Raw genomic sequence first — 17,410 nt, 5'->3', positions numbered from 1 at the left:
ACTCGGACAGGAAGACCCGATGGATTGTGCAGCGTTGCAATCGCCGTGCCCACGAAACGAAAAAGGCCCCTTGCGGAGCCTTTCTTCAGAGAGGGTTGCCGGCCGGAAGGCCGGGAACACTCAGACGCGCTTGCGGTATTCGCCGGTGCGGGTGTCGATTTCGATCTTGTCGCCTTGCGAGACGAAGAGCGGAACGGGCACTTCGAAGCCGGTGGCGATCTTGGCGGGCTTCAGGACCTTGCCCGAAGTGTCGCCCTTGACGGCCGGCTCGGTCCAGGTGATTTCGCGCTCCACGCTGGTGGGCAGTTCGACCGAGATGGCCTTGCCATCGTAGAACACCACTTCGACGGCCATGCCGTCTTCCAGGTAGTTCAGGGCGTCGCCCATGTTCTCGGCTTCGACTTCGTACTGGTTGTAGTCGGCGTCCATGCAGACGTAGAGCGGATCGGCGAAGTAGGAGTAGGTGCAGTCCTTCTTCTCGAGCACGATCTGGTCGATCTTGTCGTCGGCCTTGAAGACCACTTCGGTGTTGAAGTTGGCCACCAGGCTCTTCATCTTCATGCGCACGGTGGCCGAGTTGCGGCCGCCGCGGCTGTATTCGGTCTTGAGGACGACCATCGGGTCCTTGCCGTGCATGATGACGTTGCCGGCGCGGATTTCTTGAGCGATTTTCATAGCAGGTTCTCTGGATGTTGGCCGCTCGGTGCACGGGGCTTTCTCTGGACATCCGGCGGCGTTCGAAACGCGCTTGCCGGAGTGTCTGGCCCCGCGGTACATGTCCCGCGGCAGGTTTGGCGGAGAGCATCTCGGGTCCTGACGACCCGGGCCGAAATCCGCAAAGCCCGCTATTTTAGCTTTTTTGGGCGATCAGATGCCGCAGTTGGGTGACCAGATCGTCCTGGGCGCGCAGCGCCGCGCGCCCAGCCAGCACCGTTTTCCGCCATGGGCCCTGCGTTTCCACGGGGGGCAGGGGGCCGTCGCCGAACCCGTTCCAGACGTGGTGAAAACGCCTCAGCGAGGGCGGGGTGCCGAGCCAGTCGAGCCAGGCGTTGAGCTTGGCGTGGTGGGCGTCGTCGTCCTGCGGGTAAATCTGCCAGATGAGCGGCGCGCCGGCCCAGAGGGCGCGCACGAGCGAATCCTCGCCGCGCACGAAATTCAGGTCGCAGGCCCAGAGCAGGTGGTCGAAATCCGGCTGCGTGAGGTAGGGGAGGTATGAAATCGATAGCGCGCCGTGCCCATGGGGCGCCGGGCTCTCCGGCGAAATGCCCGAATAATGGGCCTTCACGGCGTTGGCGGCGCGGCCCGCTGTCACCAGCAGCCGCGTGGGTTCCGGTCCGTCGGCGAGCTGGGCCAACAGACCCGCCAGCGCCGAAGGTTCATAGCAGAAGAGGGAAACGAGACGCTCGCCCTCCGTCCACGGAATCTGCTGCGCCGCCAGCCATTGCGCACGGTCGAAGCGCGCTTGCCGTTCCAACAGATCGGGCTCCCGCAGCAGCCCGCCGGTCGCGGGCGTGAAGCCCGGATAGAAAAAGCGCTTGGTCAGCCCGGCGCCCGGCCCCTTGAACACCGGCGAGGGCAGGCCGTGCAGGCGCTCGACGTACGGCTCGGCCGACAGGTATTCGAGATTGATCCAGGACCGCGGCCCGCCGGCGCTCGATGCCTCGGCAAATCGCGCGATCAGTTCCGGCGCCGGCTCGCAGCCGAAGGCCTCGACCAGCACATCCGGCGCCGACTCCGCCGCAGCCTGCTGCACCGCGGCCGCGTCGAGCCAGTCGATCACCTGCACGCCTTCGCAGCCCGTGGGCGCCATCCAGTGCAGCGCCGTCGCGTCGTCGATCCACAGCCGCACGCGTTCGCCGAGCGCGGCCAGTTGGGAGCCCAGCCGCCAGCACACGCCCAGGTCGCCGTGGTTGTCGATGACCTTGCAGAAGATGTCCCATTGCATGCGCGTGCCCATGGCCGCGAGTGTGCCCGTCTTCGGGGGCTGTTCGGCGCCCGGCTTGCTATGCTGGCCGCACAACAACCACCGGAGAGAGAAAGACCATGAGGATGCAGAACCGTTCGCAGTTTCCCCATCGTTGCGCGAAGACCGTGCTCGCCCTGTCGCTGGCCCTGTGCGGCCTCGCCGGCATAACCGGTGCGTCGGCCCAGACGAGCACCGCGCCGCAGTCGCTCACGCCGCAGCAGCAGCGCTTCCACGACATCTACAAGGAGCTCATCGAGATCAACACCACCCACTCGACCGGTGACAACACGCTGGCCGCGCGCGCCATGGAAAAGCGCCTGGTCGAATCGGGCTTCGCGCCCGGCGACATCCAGATCTTCGAGCCCTTCCCGAAGAAGGGCAACCTGGTGCTGCGCTTCAAGGGCAACGGCAGCAAGAAGCCGCTGCTGCTCCTGGCGCACATCGACGTGGTCGAGGCCCGGCGCGAAGACTGGAAGACCGACCCCTTCAAGCTGCAGGAAACCGGCGGCTACTTCACCGCGCGCGGCTCCATCGACGACAAGGCCATGGCCTCGGCGCTGGTGTCGGTGCTGGGGCAGCTCAAGCAGGAGGGCTTCAAGCCCAGCCGCGACATCATCCTGGCGCTGACTGCCGACGAAGAGCGCGGCGATGCGCTGAGCAACGGCGCCTTCTGGCTCATCAGCAACAAGCCCGAGCTGCTGCAGGCCGAGTTCGGCATCAACGAGGGCGGCGGCGGCGAGCTGCGCGGCGGCAAGCCGAACCTGCACCGCATGCAGGTGGCCGAGAAGATGTACACCACCTACATGCTGGAGGCGCGCGACGTGGGCGGCCACAGCTCGGTGCCGACGAAGAACAACCCGATCTACGCGCTCTCCGCGGGGCTGGAGCGGCTGGGCAACTACGCCTTCCCGATCAAGCTCGCGGACGTCACCAAGACCTACTTCGCGCGCAGCGCGCCCTTTGCCACCGGCCAGCTGGCCGACGACATGCGCGCCATCGGCACCGGCAACCCCGATGCCGGCGTGCTCGAGCGCATGACGGCCAACCCGGCCTACAACGCGCAGCTGCGCACCACCTGCGTGGCGACGATGGTGCAGGCCGGCCATGCCGAGAACGCGCTGCCGCAATCGGCCAAGGCCACGGTCAACTGCCGCATCCTGCCGCACGACGACCCCGACGAGGTCGAGCGCCTGCTGACCCAGGCCGTGGGCAACGACAAGATCGTGGTGCGCAACATGGGCAAGCCGCTGCGCAGCCCGGCCTCGCCGCTGAACGGCGACCTGGTGAAGACGGTGGAATCGCTCACGCAGCAGATGTGGCCCGGCGTGCCCGTGGTGCCCGCGATGAGCACCGGCGCCACCGACAGCCGCTTCATGCGCAATGCCGGCATCCCGATGTACGGCGTGACCGGCATGTTCCTGGAGCCGGCCGATGCGCGCGCGCACGGACTGGACGAGCGCATCGAGATCCAGCGCCTGTACGACGGGCGCGAGTTCCTGTACCGGCTCGTTTCGGAAGTCGCGAAGTAATCAAGCAAAAGGGGCAGGCATCGCGCCTGCCCCTTTTGTCGTCAGGGCGTGAAGGTATCGCCCAGCACGATGCCTTCGCGCCGCGGGTCCGCGCCGCCGGTGAGCACCGGTTTGCCGCCCACGGTCGTGCGGATGATGGTGCTGATGCCGCTGGACTGCGGCCCGAAGCTCACCGTGTGGCCGAGCGCGCGCAGGCCCGCGATCAGCGGGTCGTTGTTGCCCGTGTTCGAGGTGTCGATCGCCGGGTGCTCGCCGCCCACGTTGGTGCTCGGGCTGTTGGTCGCGCCGAAGTCCACCAGCGAGGTCGCCTGCTGCGCGTCGAGCCCCCAGTCGAGCGCGCCGACCACGGTCTTGACCACGTACTGGATGATCGTGCCGCCGCCCGGCGAGCCGGTGCCCATCACGAACTCGCCCATGCTGCCGTCGCCGTTCTTCCTGAACACCATCGTGGGCGCCATCGTGCTGCGCGGGCGCTTGCCCGGCGCGACGCGGTTGGCGACCTTGATGCTCGGGTCCTTGGTGTCGTTCGGGTCGGCCGAGAAATCGGTCAGCTGGTTGTTCAGCATGAAGCCCCGCGTCATGTGGAACGAGCCGAGCGTGCTTTCGACGGTGGTGGTCATCGTCACGACGTTGCCGTCCTTGTCGACGATGGTGAAGTGCGTGGTGCCGTGCTCCTCGGTCTTGTCGATGCCCAGCGGCACGTTGCCCAGGTTGCCAGCCGTTGCCGTGCCCATGCTCTTGGACAGGCTGATGAGGCTCGCGCGCTGCTGCAGGTAAGGCTTGTTGAGCAGCGTGTCGACCGAGCCGCCCGGCAGCGGGATGAAGTCGGTGTCGGCCACGTACTTGTCGCGGTCGGCATACGCCAGGCGCTCGGCCTCGCTCACCAGGTGCACGCCCATCACCGTCGGCTTGCCGCCCTCGATGTCGATGGCGGTGGGCTTGTACAGGCCCAGGTTGAAGGTCTCCAGGATGCCCAGCGCCTGCACCACCGCGATGCCGCCCGAGGACGGCGGCGACATGCTGCACACGTAGTAGTCGCGGTAGGTGCCGCAGACCGGATCGCGGCGCTTGGCCACGTAGTTGGCCATGTCGGCCATGGTCGTCTTGCCCGGAGTGATGACGGAGCCGTCGACGGCCGCCGTGACGGCGATCTTGTCGACGATGGCCTGCGCGATCGGGCCGGTGTAGAAGGCATTGGCGCCCTCGGTGGCGAGGGTGGTCAGCGTCTGGGCGTAGGCCGGGTTCTTGAGCTTCGTGCCCAGGGCCTTGGGCGTGCCGTCGGCGTTGAAGAAGTAGGCCGTCGCCTCGGCGTCGCGCTTCAGGTTGGCTTCGGAGGAGGAGATCGCGGCGGCCATGCGCCCGCCGATCGAGAAGCCGTCCGATGCGAGCGTGATGCCGTAGCCGAAGAGGTCCTTCCACGGCAGCTTGCCGTGGTCCTTGTAGGCGATGTCGAGCATGCGCACCGCGCCCGGCGTGCCGATGGAGCGGCCGCTCGCGCGCAGCGGCGAGGGCTTGGGCACGGTCTTGTCGCTCACATCGTCGATGTAGCGCAGGTAGTTCTCCGTGGCGGCGGCCGGCGCCATCTCGCGTCCGTCGTAGGCCTGCACCTTCTTCGTCTTCGCGTCGTAGTGCAGCATGAACGCACCGCCGCCCAGGCCGCTGGACTGCGGCTCGACCAGGCCGAGCACGGCCTGGACAGCCACCGCCGCATCGACCGCGCTGCCGCCGGCCTTGAGCACGTCGCAGCCCGCGCGCGTGGCCAGCGGATGGTTGGCCACCACCATGTAGTTCTTCGCGTAGACCAGCTTGTGGCCGAGCACGTAGCCCGAGGCGGGCTCGGGCGCGGCGGGGTCGCCCGGATCGCCGGAACCCACCACGACCGGCGTGCCGCTGTCGCCGATCAGGCAACCCTTGTCGGCCGGGGGCGGGGCGGGCGGCTGGTTGTTGGCCGCGTTGATGGCGGCGATCGCGGCGATGAGCGCCGCGTTGTCCTGCCCGCCACCACCGCCGCCGCCGCAGCCGGCCACGCTCAATGCAAGCGCCAGGGGCGGGAGCGCCCGCCAGGCGCGCGCCTGGATCTTCTTCGTCATGGAAATCTTCCCGAGTAGTTTTGGTGAAATGACACGGGCGCTCCTCGCGCCCGTCTTCATCATCAGCACATTTCATTCCAGCCACCTCGGGGTTTGCGCGCAGGCCTGCGACGCGGGTTCCGCGTGACGCCACAATAGCCGCCATGTCAGACGTGCATTCCGATCAACTGCTCAGCGAAGTCGCGGCGCTGCCGCAACTGCCGGGCGTGTACCGCTACTTCGACGCCGCCGGCGCGGTGCTCTACGTGGGCAAGGCGCGCAACCTGAAGAAGCGGGTCGCCAACTATTTCCAGAAGAGCCACGGCGGCACCCGCATCGGCCACATGATCTCGAAGATCGCGCGCATGGAGACCACCGTGGTGCGCTCCGAGGCCGAAGCGCTCTTGCTCGAGAACAACCTCATCAAGACGCTCAAGCCGCGCTACAACATCCTGTTTCGCGACGACAAGAGCTACCCCTATCTGAAGATCGCGTCGCACGCATTTCCGCGGCTGGCCTACTACCGCGGCTCGGTCGACAAGAAGCACCGCTACTTCGGGCCGTACCCGAGCGCCTGGGCGGTGAAGGAATCGATCCAGCTGCTGCAGAAGGTGTTCAAGCTGCGCACCTGTGAGGACACCGTGTACGCCAACCGCACGCGGCCGTGTCTCCTGTACCAGATCAAGCGCTGCACCGGCCCCTGCGTGGACTACATCACGCCCGAGGCCTACGCACAGGACGTGGCCAGCGCCGAGGCCTTCTTGATGGGAGACACGCAGCTCGTGCTCTCCCGGCTCGAGCAGCGCATGACCACGCACGCCGAGAAGCTCGAGTTCGAGCAGGCGGCGGAGCTGCGCAACCAGATGTCGGCGATCTCGCGGGTGCTGCACCAGCAGTCGATCGAAATCGCCTCGGACAAGGACGTCGACATCCTCGCGGTCAAGGTGCAGGGCGGCAAGGCCTGCGTCAACCTCGCGATGGTGCGCGGCGGGCGGCACCTGGGCGACCGGCCCTACTTTCCGGTGCACGTGGAAGACGCGGCGCAGATCCACCACGGCGAGATGGACGAGGATGCGGAAGAGGGCGCCGCGCCGGTCGCGGCCGATCCCATCGAGGTGCAGGTGCTCGAAGCCTTCATCGCCCAGCACTACATCGACGTGCCGGTGCCGGCCACGCTGGTGCTCAGCCACCTGGTGAGCCGCGAGCTGATCGAGGCGATCTCGCTGCAGGCCGGCGGGCGCGTGACGGCCGTGTTCCAGCCGCGGGAGCAACGCCGCCACTGGCTCGAGATGGCCGAGACCAATGCCGGCCTGCAGCTGGCCCGCCTCCTGGCCGAAGAAGGCTCGCAGCAGGCGCGCACCCGCGCGCTGGTCGAGGCGCTGGAGCTCGCGTGCGACGACCTGGACAACTTCCGCGTCGAATGCTTCGACATCTCGCACACCGCGGGCGAAGCCACGCAGGCCTCGTGCGTGGTGTTCGAGCACCACACGATGCAGAACAAGGAATACCGCCGCTACAACATCGAGGGCATCACGCCGGGGGACGACTACGCCGCGATGCGCCAGGTGCTGCACCGCCGCTACGGCAAGCTGGCCGAGGCGATGGCGGCCGAGACCGAGGCGCTGCCGCCCGGCGACGCCGAGAGCGAAAACGTCGAGCCCGTCGAAGGTGTCGAGCCCGGCGAAGCATCGCCCAGGACGCGGACCGCGCGCATGCCCGAACTGGTGCTGGTCGACGGCGGCAAGGGGCAGGTGTCGATGGCGCGCGAGGTCTTCAGCGAACTGGGCCTGCCGCTCTCGCTGATCGTCGGCGTCGAGAAGGGCGAGGGCCGCAAGGTCGGCCTTGAAGAGCTCGTGTTCGCCGATGGCCGCGAGAAGGTCTATCTCGGCAAGGACTCGGCGGCGCTGATGCTGGTGGCGCAGATCCGCGACGAGGCGCACCGCTTCGCCATCACCGGCATGCGGGCCAAGCGCGCGAAGGTGCGCGTGGGCGGCAGCCAACTGGAAGACATTCCGGGCATCGGGCCGAAGCGCCGGGCACGCCTGCTGCAACGCTTCGGCGGCATCCGCGGCGTGGCTGCGGCGAGCATGGAGGACATCGCCTCGGTCGAGGGCATCGCCGCCGAACTGGCCGAGGAGATCTACAAGGCGCTGCACTGAGGCAAACACCGAGAGACGAAGCAGCCTGCGGGGTCATCCCGCCATGACACAATCAAGCGATGTTCTGGACCCTACCGACCATCATGACCTGGACGCGCATCGTCGCGATCCCATTGATCGTCGGGGTGTTCTATCTGCCGATCGCCGAGCCGATGCGCAACCTGATCGCCACGGTCATGTTCATCGTCTTTGCCGCCACCGACTGGCTCGACGGCTACCTGGCGCGCAAGCTCAACCAGACCTCTTCCTTCGGCGCCTTCCTCGATCCGGTGGCCGACAAGTTCCTCGTGTGCGCCGCGCTGCTGGTGCTGGTGCACCTGCAGCGCGCCGATGTGTTCGTGGCGCTCATCATCATCGGCCGCGAGATCGCCATCTCGGCGCTGCGCGAATGGATGGCGCGCATCGGCGCCGGCAAGAGCGTGGCGGTCCACATGATCGGCAAGGTCAAGACGACCGTGCAGATGGTCGCGATTCCCTTCCTGCTCTATGACGGGCACCTCTTCAAGGTGATCGACACGGGCCTCTGGGGCCAGTGGCTGATCTGGATCTCGGCGGTGCTCACCGTCTGGTCGATGGTGTATTACCTACAGAAGGCCATTCCCGAGATCCGGGCTCACTCCAAATGACGGTGGCCGCCGCGGCACGTGGCTCGGGCTGGATCCGGGCCATGCCGGCAGTCTTCGTGCTGATCTGGAGCACGGGCTTCATCGTTGCGCGCTACGGCATGCCGTATGCGCCGCCCCTCAAGTTCCTCGCGGTGCGCTATGCGCTCTCGCTCGTGTGCTTCGGCGCGTGGGTCGCGCTCGCGCGGGTCGCGTGGCCGAAGGAGCGCGCGCAGTGGGGGCACCTCGCCATCACGGGCGTGTTGATGCAGGCGGGGTATCTGGGCGGCGTCTGGGCGGCGGTGCATGCGGGCATGGGCGCGGGGCTCGTGGCGTTGCTGGTCGGCATCCAGCCGGTGCTCACCGCGATCTGGCTGTCGTTCAACGGCGGGCGCATTTCGAAGCGGCAGTGGGCTGGCCTCGTCCTGGGTTTCGCGGGCCTCGTGCTCGTGGTCTCGCGCAAGTTCGGGCAGGGCGCCGAGGTCAATGCGCTGACGTTGGGGCTCGCAGTCTTCGCGCTCTTTTCGATCACGGCGGGCACGCTGTACCAGAAGCGCTTCGTCGCGCCCTGCGACGTGCGCAGCGCGAGCGCGGTGCAGATGGCCGCGGCGCTGCTGGTGACTCTGCCCTTCGCTGCAATGGAATCGCAGGGCATCGAATGGAACGCGCACTCGACGGGCGCGATGGCCTGGTCGGTGCTGGCGCTGTCGCTCGGCGGGAGCTCGCTGCTCTACATGCTGATCCAGCGCGGCACGGCCACGGCGGTCACGAGCCTGCTTTATCTGGTGCCGCCCTGCACCGCGGTGATGGCGTGGCTGCTGTTCGCCGAGCCGATCACGCTCACGACGCTGCTGGGCATCGGGCTCACCGCGATCGGCGTGAGCCTGGTGGTGCGCAGCGAGCGCTGAACTTCAGCGCGCGCCGGTCTTTGCCGGCTTCCACGGCTCGCCGCGAAACTGCTCCGCGAGGTGATCGAGCAAGAGGCGCACGCGGCGCGGCGTCTTCGGCCGCCACGGCGCGACCCAGTGGATGTCGGCATCGGGCATCGCGTACTGCGGCAGCACGCGCACCAACTCGCCGCTCGCCAGTTGCGGCGCGATGTCCCAGAGGCTGCGCAGCATGATGCCTTGGCCCGCCATGCACCAGTCGCGCACCATCTCTCCCGAATTGCTCGCGAGCGGCCCTTGCACGCGAACGCGCGCGGTGCTGCTGTCGCGCGCATGGCGCAATGTCCAGAGCGCGAACTGGCGCTGGTTGACTTCGCCGTTCTCGCGCGCGACGAGGCACGCGTGCGCGGTGAGCGCATCGACCGTGGCCGGAATGCCGTGCTGCGCGATGTACGAGGGCGCCGCCGCCAGCACGCGCTGGTTGCGCGCGATGCGCCGCGTGACCCAGTCGGCCGCGCGGTGCTGCTGCACGGCCCACAGCCAGAGCGCGCCGTCGTAGCCCTCGGCGCCCAGATCGGGCAGGTGCTCGGTCAGCAGCAGTTCGATCTGCAGGGCAGGGTGCCGGGCCTGGAAGGCCGCCAGCGCCGGACCGAGCCAGCGCCTGCCGAAGCCGAAGGTGGCGGCAAGGCGGATCGTGCCGACCAGTTCGTTCTGCCGCTCGCCCAGCTCGCTTTCGAGCGCCGCGAAGCCTTCGAGCAGTGCGCGCGCATGCAGGCACACCGCCTCGCCCTCGGCCGTGACGCTGAGCCGGCGCGTGGTGCGGTCGAACAGCCGCTGCCCGAGGCGCCCCTCGAGCGCACCGAGCCGCTTGGTGATGACCGAGGGCACGACATCGAGCGTGGCGGCCGCGCCGGCGAGGCTGCCCTGGTCGCGAATCGCGAGCACCAGTTCGAGATCGCTGCGTTCCAGCGAGGAGGGATTCATGCCAATCCGGAAAGTATGAATTGGCCGATTGTTGCTTGATGATCGCCGGGGCGCAACGCACAATCGTTCCGTGACTGCCCCCTTCCTCAGCTTTCCCTCCTTTGACATCGAGCGCAACGGCGTGCGCATCCATGGCCGCATCGGCGGCAAGGGTGCGCCGTTGCTCCTGCTGCACGGCCATCCGCAGACGCATGCGATCTGGCATCGCGTGGCACCGCAACTGGCCGAGCGCTTCACCGTGGTCGCGGTGGACCTGCGCGGCTACGGCGACTCGGGCCGGCCCGCGGCCGATGCCGAGCATGCGGTCTACAGCAAGCGCGAGATGGCGCTCGATGCGCTCGCCGCCATGCGGCATCACGGCTTCGAGCGCTTCGGCGTGCTGGCGCACGACCGCGGCGCGCGCGTGGCGCACCGGCTCGCCGCGGACCATCCTTCGGCGGTCGAGCGCATGCTGCTGCTGGACATCGCGCCCACGCTCGCGATGTACGAGAACACCTCCGAGGCCTTCGCCAAGGCCTACTGGCACTGGTTCTTCCTGATCCAGCCGCCGCCGTTGCCCGAGGCGCTGATCGCCTCCGATCCGGTGCGCTACGTGCGCAGCGTGATGGGTGGGCGGCATGCGGGCCTCGCGCCTTTCGCGCCCGAGGTGCTGGCCGAGTACGAGCGCTGCGCGCGCATCCCGGGCACGGCCGAATCCATCTGCGAGGACTACCGGGCCTCCGCCACCATCGACCTCGTGCACGACCGCGCGGACATCGCCGCCGGCCGCAAGCTCGCGCAACCGCTGCGCGTGCTGTGGGGCGAGCACGGCGCGGTGGGCAAGTGCTTCGACGTGCTGGCGCTTTGGCGCGCATGCGCCGATGACGTGTCGGGCCGCGCGCTGCCGTGCGGTCACTATGTTCCCGAAGAAGCCCCGGGCGAATTGCTCGCCGAGGCGCTCGCATTCTTTTCTCCCATTCAACAAGCAGGAGCCATTCCATGAGCACCCACAGAATCGCAGTCATCGCCGGCGACGGCATCGGCAAGGAAACCATGCCAGAGGGCCTGCGCGTGGTCGACGCGGCGGCGCGCAAGTTCGGCATCGACCTGAAGTTCGACCACTTCGATTTCTCCAGCTGGGACTACTGCGAGAAGCACGGCAAGATGCTGCCCGACAACTGGAAAGACCAGATCGGCGGCCACGATGCGATCTTCTTCGGCGCGGTCGGCTGGCCCGAGAAGATTCCCGACCACGTGTCGCTCTGGGGCTCGCTCCTTTTGTTCCGCCGCGAGTTCGACCAGTACATCAACCTGCGCCCCGCGCGCCTCATGCCCGGCATCGTCGCGCCCGTGGTGCGCCGCGACGGCACGCCGCGCCAGCCCGGCGAGATCGACATGTACATCGTGCGCGAGAACACCGAAGGCGAATACTCCAGCATCGGCGGGCGCATGTACGAAGGCACGCCGCGGGAGATCGTGGTGCAGGAAACCGTGATGTCGCGCATCGGCGTGGACCGCGTGCTCAAGTTCGCGTTCGAGCTTGCGCAGTCGCGGCCGAAAAAGCACCTGACGAGCGCCACCAAGTCGAACGGCATCTCGATCACCATGCCCTACTGGGACGAGCGCGTGGCCGAGATGGCGAAGAACTACACGGGCGTGAAGCTGGACAAGTTCCACATCGACATCCTTACCGCGCACTTCGTGCAGCGCCCCGATTTCTTCGACGTGGTGGTCGCGAGCAATCTCTTCGGCGACATCTTGTCGGACCTCGGCCCGGCCTGCACCGGCACCATCGGCATCGCGCCGAGCGCCAACCTGAACCCCGAGCGCACCACGCCGTCGCTGTTCGAACCGGTGCACGGCTCGGCGCCCGACATCGCGGGCAAGGGCATCGCGAACCCGATCGGGCAGATCTGGTGCGGCGCGATGATGCTCGAATTTTTGGGTCACAAGGATGCGCACGACGCGATCCTCTCGACCATCGAGCGGGTGCTCGCGCCCCAAAGCGGAGCACCGCGCACGCCGGATATCGGTGGCACGGCAAGTACCAGCGACCTCGGGAAGGCGATCGCTGAAGCGCTTTGAAAAGTACTTCACGAAACGTCCCGGAAAGTGCGCAACGAAACGCCCCTAAAATCGCGCGCTCCGCTGTTCTGCATGGCCTCGTGTCTTATTGACACCCTGCAGGGCAGTGGTTGTAATCCTCGCTGGCAGTGCGCTGCCGAGGCGTCAGGCCTGCCAAGCTCTTGAGTCGCACCCACCCGCGGCCAGGTCGCAGCTGACGAAAGCCGACCAACTTTTTCTCTACAAGGGGCCCTTGTGAACAAGACCGAACTGATTGAGCACATCGCAAAGAACGCCGATATTTCCAAAGCAGCTGCCACCCGCGCGCTCGAATCCACCATCGGCGCCATTCGTACCACGCTCAAAAAGGGCGGCTCCGTGTCGCTCGTCGGTTTCGGCACTTTCGCAGTGGGCAAGCGGGCCGCCCGCACCGGCCGGAATCCCCGCACCGGCGACGCGATTAAAATCAAGGCAGCCAAGATTCCGAAGTTCCGTCCGGGCAAGGCGCTGAAAGACGCGCTCAACTAGGACGTAGACTCGGAGAGTATTCCGGTGGGGTGCTTAGCTCAGTTGGTAGAGCGGCGCCCTTACAAGGCGTAGGTCGGGGGTTCGAGCCCCTCAGCACCCACCACCACCCAGATGCAAAGGCGAACACCAGTTCGCCTTTTTTATTGCCGTCCGACTTCCGTCGAAAAAGAGTGTTCAAGCATGTTTGATTTCTTCCGCAAGTACAACAAGATCGTCATGATTTTCTTGTTCTTGCTGATCATTCCCTCGTTCGTGCTCTTCGGTGTGGAGCGTTATCAGGGCTCCGGCCGCGACGAGAAGGTGGCCCACATCGAAGGCGGCGACATCACCAAGCCCGAGTGGGATCAGCAGCACCGCATCGAGACGGACCGCATCCGCCAGCAGTCGCCCAACGTCGATCCGACGGTGCTCGATTCGGACGCCCTGCGCTATGCCACGCTGGAGCGCATGGTGCGCGACCGCGTGCTGGCCGCAGCCGCCGCCAAGGCGAACATGACCGTCTCCGAAGACCGCCTCGCGCGGATCTTCGCGCAGGACCAGGGCCTTGCGTCCTTCCGCACACCCGACGGCAAGTTCGACCGCGAGACCTTCCTGCGCGTGACGGGCCGCACGCCCGAGCAGTACGAAGCCTCGGTGCGCGCCGACATGTCCACGCAGCAGGTGCTGCTGGGCGTCTCGGGCACGGCCCTCACGCCGCCCGCGCTGGTGGCTGCCACGGTCAACGCCTTCTATGACCGCCGCGAGATCCAGGTCGCGCGCTTCGCGCCCGGGAGCTTCGCCTCGAAGGTGACCGTGAGCGACGCCGACATCGAGGCCTACTACAAGGACCACACCGCGCAGTTCCAGGCGCCCGAGCAGGCCAGCATCGAATACCTCGTGCTCGACCTGGACGCGGCCAAGAAGAACATCTCGGTGAACGAGGCCGACCTCAAGAACTACTACGACCAGAACAAGGAGCGCTTCGGCACGAAGGAAGAGCGCCGCGCGAGCCACATCCTGATCACCGCGCCGGCCAGCATGTCCGCCGGCGATCGCGAGAAGGCCAAGGCCAAGGCCGAGCAACTGCTCGCCGACGTGAAGAAGGCACCGAACACCTTCGCCGACGTGGCGCGCAAGAACTCGCAGGACCCGGGCTCGGCCGAGAAGGGCGGCGACCTGGATTTCGTCACCAAGGGCGCGATGGTCAAGCCGTTCGAAGACGCGATGTTCGCGCTGAAGAAGGGCGAGATCAGCAGCCTCGTGGAGACCGAGTTCGGTTATCACATCATCCATCTGACCGACATCAAGCCGGCCGTGGTGCCGCCCTTCGAGCAGGTGCGCGCCACCATCGAGAACGAAGTTCGCGCCGCGCAAGCCACGCAGGAATTCGCGAAGGCCGCCGAGACCTTCACCGATGCCGTGTACCAGCAGCCCGACAGCCTCAAGCCCGCCGCGGAAAAGCTCAAGCTCACGATCCAGACCGCGACCAATGTCCCGCGCATCCCCGCGCCGGGCGCCAAGGGCCCGCTGGCCAGCCGCAACTTCCTGAGCGCGCTGTACGCGAGCGATTCGCTCGAGCGCAAGCAGAACACCGAGGCGATCGAGGTCGGCTCCAGCCAGCTCGCCTCGGGCCGCGTGACGCAGTACACGCCCGCGCACCCGATCCCGCTGGCCGAGGTCAAGGACAAGATCCGCGCGCAGCTCATCACCGAGCGTGCGGCGGTGCTGGCCAAGACCGAAGGCGAAGCCAAGCTCGCGGCCTGGACCACCAAGGCGGACGGCGCGACCTTCGGCGCGCCGGTCACGGTCTCGCGCATCGATGCGCAATCGCAGCCCGTTCCGGTGATCGATGCCGCGCTGCGCGCCGATGCCGCCAAGCTGCCGTCGCTGGTGGGTGTGGACCTGGGCACGCAGGGCTATGCGGTGGTTCGCGTGACCAAGGTGGTCCCGCGCACGCCGCCGCCACCCGAGCAGGCACAGCAGGAAAGCGCGCAGGTCGGCCAGTCGGTAACTGCCGCCGAAGCCGCCGCCTACTACAACCTGCTGAAGGAACGCTTCAAGGCCGAGATCCTCGTGCCGAAGCCGGCGGACACGCTGCCTGTCGCTTCCGCGCGCTGACGCAAGGCACTGCGCAAAGAGAACGCCCGGGTCGATGACCCGGGCTTTTTTTTGGTCGCACGAGGGACAAGCGCCGCTCCGGCTTCTTGCCAGAATCCGGCGCATGGGAACCCTCTACCTCGTGCGCCACGGACAGGCCAGTTTCGGCGCTGCCGACTATGACAACCTGAGCGAGCTCGGACACCGGCAGGCCGTGCGCCTGGGCGAATACTGGCGCGAGCGCGGCATGGCGTTCGATGCCGTCATCACCGGCACCTTGAAGCGCCATCGCCAGACCTGGGAGGGCATCGCCAAGGGCCTGGGCCTGGAGCGCGACGACGTGCTGCCGTGGCCCGGGCTCAACGAGTACGACAGCGAGGCGGTCATCGCCACGATCCACGAAGGCAAGCTCGAGAAGCCCGACTCGCCCGAGATGTACCGCCATCACTTTCGCCTGCTGCGCGAAGGCCTGGGCGCCTGGATGCAGGGCAAGACAGCGCCGGTCGGCATGCCCAGCTATGTCGACTTTCTTGCCGGCGTGACGACGGCGCTGGACCACGTGCGCGACCGGCACCATGGCGCGAAGGTGCTGGTGGTGTCCAGCGGCGGGCCGATCAGCACCGCGGTCGGCCATGTGCTGGGCACGAGCGCGGAGACGACCATCGAGCTCAACCTGCGCATCCGCAACACCTCGGTGACGGAGTTCGCCTTCACGCCGAAGCGGCACATGCTCGCGACGTACAACACGCTGCCGCATCTGGACGGGCCGGTGTACGAGGACTGGGTCACCTACTCGTGATGTTTCCGGTGCGCCGTGCGGCGCATCAGGCCTGCCAGACGCCGTAGCCGGCCTTGCGTAGCGCGATGCCGAGGTCGACTTCCATCAGTCGCGCGTCCTCATAAGGCATCGGGTTGTAGCGCTCGTAGAGCGCGGGCAGCAGGCGCAAGCCGAATTCCTGCACGAAGCTGTTGGCCTGGATGCCGGCCTTGTGCTTGTCGAAGCGGATGTCAGGGTCCAGGCCGGTCATGCCGACATAGACGAAGGGCTTGCCGAGCTGGTAGTCGGGGTTGGCGCGCCTGAAGCGGCTGCTGTTCCACACGCGATCGTCGAGTTCGACCACATAGACGTGGTGCCTGGCGCGTGGCTTGCGGGGCATGGGATTCGCGACCTCGCCGCGCTGCGCGCGCGTCGGCAAGGCCGCGCGGGGAATCAGCTCTTGCGCTTGATCAGGCCGTAGAGGATCAGCAGCACGATCGCGCCGAGCACCGAAGCGATGAAACCGGCGCCCTGGCCCGCGGTGTACCAGCCCATGGCCTGGCCGACGTAGGTGACGATCAGCGAGCCCGCGATGCCGATCAGGGTGGTGACGATGAAGCCGGCGGAATCGTCGCCCGGCTTGACGGCGCGTGCCACCAGACCCACGACGAACCCGATCAGAATAGTCCAGACGATGCTCATGAAGAAATTCCTTTGGTGGTGAAGTGGAAGTGGCGAAAAGCCGCGCCCGTCTGCGCGGGCCGCGTCGATGATAGCGGAGCCATTCGAGCCGTCGCACCCGCAGTTCGCATCGGTGCCTGCAAACGAGAATTTCTGCCGCAGGGCGGCGGCAAGCGCGGCGGTGCGGGCGCTGCGGCGTCCTACAGCGCGCGCTGGCATGCGGGGCTATACCGGATGCATGCTTGAAAAACTACCCGAAGCCGTCGGCCGCGCGCTGCACGGCGTGCGCGCCGGCCTGGACAACATCGTGTTCAACACGCTCGGTTTGCGCGAAGGCATGGCATCGATCGCGCTGACCAGCGTGGCCTTCGCCGACCATGCACCGATGCCGCCGCGCTACACGGCCGATGGGGACGGCGTCTCGCCGCCTTTGCAATGGACGGGGCTGCCTTCTGGGGTCGCATCGCTGGTGCTGATCGTCGAAGACGCCGACTCGCCCACGCCGAATCCGCTGGTGCATGCCATCGTCGTCGGCTTGGGCCCCGGAGACGACAGATTGGTCGAGGCAGCCATTCCCAGCAGCGACCAGGAAGGCGCCGGCTTGCACGTCGGGCGCAATTCGAGCCTGCAGGCGACCTGGCTACCACCGGACCCACCGCCCGGCCATGGCGTGCATCGCTACGCCTTCCAGCTGTTCGCGCTCGACAATGTTCCGGTGTTTTCCGAGGAGCCGGGCCGCGACGAAGTATTCGGTGAATTGCGCGATCACGCCATGGCCAGCGGCCTCTTGATCGGCACGTGCGAGCGATCCGATGGCTCTATCAAGATAGAAGAGGGCGTCGCGGCTTCCGGCCCTTCCGGCCCTTTGGCGGCGGGCTGAATGTGAATTTCAAACCACGGCGCAGCCCGGTCAAGCCGAAACGGCGATTTTTGACGCTACAATTGCTGGCTCTGCGGTGGCTGTAGCTCAGCTGGTAGAGTCCCAGATTGTGATTCTGGTCGTCGTGGGTTCGAGTCCCATCAGCCACCCCAAAAAATATCTCCCTGCCGCTATTGCTCAATAGCATTCAAGGGATTCCAACGCCGGGTTTACCCGGCGTTGTCATTTCCGGCGCACTGCTCGCTGCAG

16 protein-coding genes and 2 tRNA genes are annotated in these 17,410 nt (G+C 66.9%); 12 read left to right on the top strand and 6 right to left on the bottom strand.

Annotation, left to right across the window (positions count from 1 at the left end; translation table 11 throughout):
- Positions 1 to 120: 120 nt before the first annotated feature.
- Both efp and earP read right to left on the bottom strand, forming a co-directional pair.
- Positions 121 to 675: an elongation factor P gene (gene efp, locus ACZYRS_RS23220; RefSeq protein WP_198787662.1), complete on the bottom strand. Its 555-nt coding sequence runs from the start codon at positions 673 to 675 to the stop codon at positions 121 to 123.
- Between the two features lie 175 nt (positions 676 to 850).
- Positions 851 to 1,957: an elongation factor P maturation arginine rhamnosyltransferase EarP gene (gene earP, locus ACZYRS_RS23215; RefSeq protein WP_463421133.1), complete on the bottom strand. Its 1,107-nt coding sequence runs from the start codon at positions 1,955 to 1,957 to the stop codon at positions 851 to 853.
- Between the two features lie 86 nt (positions 1,958 to 2,043).
- Here earP and ACZYRS_RS23210 point away from each other — a divergent pair, with 86 nt between their 5' ends.
- Positions 2,044 to 3,495 carry a M20/M25/M40 family metallo-hydrolase gene (locus tag ACZYRS_RS23210; RefSeq protein WP_233101944.1) on the top strand — a complete coding sequence of 484 codons (1,452 nt, stop codon included), beginning with the start codon at positions 2,044 to 2,046 and terminating at the stop codon, positions 3,493 to 3,495.
- Between the two features lie 41 nt (positions 3,496 to 3,536).
- Here the strand turns inward: ACZYRS_RS23210 and ggt are convergent, their stop codons facing one another.
- Positions 3,537 to 5,585: a gamma-glutamyltransferase gene (gene ggt / locus ACZYRS_RS23205; protein ID WP_463421132.1), complete on the bottom strand. Its 2,049-nt coding sequence runs from the start codon at positions 5,583 to 5,585 to the stop codon at positions 3,537 to 3,539.
- A 143-nt stretch (positions 5,586 to 5,728) separates the two neighbouring features.
- On the opposite strand from ggt, the gene uvrC reads away from it, so the two are divergent.
- From uvrC to ACZYRS_RS23190, 3 genes are read left to right on the top strand one after another with little or no spacing between them, the layout of a single operon-like run.
- The gene (gene uvrC / locus ACZYRS_RS23200; RefSeq protein WP_463421131.1) at positions 5,729 to 7,723 is read left to right on the top strand and encodes an excinuclease ABC subunit UvrC; all 1,995 of its coding nucleotides are present in this window, start codon (positions 5,729 to 5,731) and stop codon (positions 7,721 to 7,723) included.
- Positions 7,724 to 7,782: 59 nt separating this feature from the next.
- A complete protein-coding gene (pgsA, locus tag ACZYRS_RS23195) occupies positions 7,783 to 8,349 on the top strand; it encodes a CDP-diacylglycerol--glycerol-3-phosphate 3-phosphatidyltransferase (RefSeq protein ID WP_198787666.1) in 567 nt (188 codons plus the stop codon).
- Complete coding sequence (locus ACZYRS_RS23190) at positions 8,346 to 9,233, top strand: DMT family transporter (protein WP_463421130.1); 888 nt, start codon at positions 8,346 to 8,348, stop codon at positions 9,231 to 9,233. Before pgsA ends, ACZYRS_RS23190 begins: the two co-directional genes overlap by 4 nt.
- A 3-nt stretch (positions 9,234 to 9,236) precedes the next feature.
- On the opposite strand, the gene ACZYRS_RS23185 is transcribed toward ACZYRS_RS23190, so the two are convergent.
- A complete protein-coding gene (locus ACZYRS_RS23185) occupies positions 9,237 to 10,196 on the bottom strand; it encodes a LysR substrate-binding domain-containing protein (RefSeq protein WP_463421129.1) in 960 nt (319 codons plus the stop codon).
- 70 nt (positions 10,197 to 10,266) lie between these two features.
- On the opposite strand from ACZYRS_RS23185, the gene ACZYRS_RS23180 reads away from it, so the two are divergent.
- From ACZYRS_RS23180 to ACZYRS_RS23155, 6 genes are all read left to right on the top strand, one after another.
- Entirely contained in the window at positions 10,267 to 11,178 is a 912-nt protein-coding gene (locus ACZYRS_RS23180) for an alpha/beta fold hydrolase (protein WP_463421128.1), read from the top strand.
- Positions 11,175 to 12,260 carry a tartrate dehydrogenase gene (locus ACZYRS_RS23175; protein ID WP_198787670.1) on the top strand — a complete coding sequence of 362 codons (1,086 nt, stop codon included), beginning with the start codon at positions 11,175 to 11,177 and terminating at the stop codon, positions 12,258 to 12,260. Before ACZYRS_RS23180 ends, ACZYRS_RS23175 begins: the two co-directional genes overlap by 4 nt.
- A gap of 234 nt (positions 12,261 to 12,494) precedes the next feature.
- Positions 12,495 to 12,767 (top strand): HU family DNA-binding protein, encoded by a 273-nt coding sequence (locus ACZYRS_RS23170; RefSeq protein ID WP_007830705.1) that lies wholly within the window; start codon positions 12,495 to 12,497, stop codon positions 12,765 to 12,767.
- Positions 12,768 to 12,794: 27 nt separating this feature from the next.
- Positions 12,795 to 12,870: transfer RNA gene (locus tag ACZYRS_RS23165), tRNA-Val, on the top strand.
- 77 nt (positions 12,871 to 12,947) lie between these two features.
- Entirely contained in the window at positions 12,948 to 14,864 is a 1,917-nt protein-coding gene (locus ACZYRS_RS23160; RefSeq protein WP_463421127.1) for a peptidyl-prolyl cis-trans isomerase, read from the top strand.
- A 103-nt stretch (positions 14,865 to 14,967) separates the two neighbouring features.
- Complete coding sequence (locus tag ACZYRS_RS23155; RefSeq protein ID WP_463421126.1) at positions 14,968 to 15,642, top strand: histidine phosphatase family protein; 675 nt, start codon at positions 14,968 to 14,970, stop codon at positions 15,640 to 15,642.
- A 25-nt stretch (positions 15,643 to 15,667) separates the two neighbouring features.
- On the opposite strand, the gene ACZYRS_RS23150 is transcribed toward ACZYRS_RS23155, so the two are convergent.
- Positions 15,668 to 16,000, bottom strand: coding sequence for a hypothetical protein (locus tag ACZYRS_RS23150; RefSeq protein WP_463421125.1), 333 nt, complete (start codon positions 15,998 to 16,000; stop codon positions 15,668 to 15,670).
- 53 nt (positions 16,001 to 16,053) lie between these two features.
- Positions 16,054 to 16,302 carry a GlsB/YeaQ/YmgE family stress response membrane protein gene (locus tag ACZYRS_RS23145; RefSeq protein WP_013540415.1) on the bottom strand — a complete coding sequence of 83 codons (249 nt, stop codon included), beginning with the start codon at positions 16,300 to 16,302 and terminating at the stop codon, positions 16,054 to 16,056.
- Positions 16,303 to 16,498: 196 nt separating this feature from the next.
- Between ACZYRS_RS23145 and ACZYRS_RS23140 the strand changes: the two genes are divergently transcribed.
- Both ACZYRS_RS23140 and ACZYRS_RS23135 read left to right on the top strand, forming a co-directional pair.
- Positions 16,499 to 17,161 carry a YbhB/YbcL family Raf kinase inhibitor-like protein gene (locus ACZYRS_RS23140; protein WP_463421124.1) on the top strand — a complete coding sequence of 221 codons (663 nt, stop codon included), beginning with the start codon at positions 16,499 to 16,501 and terminating at the stop codon, positions 17,159 to 17,161.
- A gap of 76 nt (positions 17,162 to 17,237) precedes the next feature.
- Positions 17,238 to 17,313: transfer RNA gene (locus tag ACZYRS_RS23135), tRNA-His, on the top strand.
- Positions 17,314 to 17,410 lie beyond the last annotated feature (97 nt).

The organism is Variovorax sp. AC194 (assembly GCF_979257995.1).
This window is presented reverse-complemented; position numbering and strand designations above follow the sequence as displayed.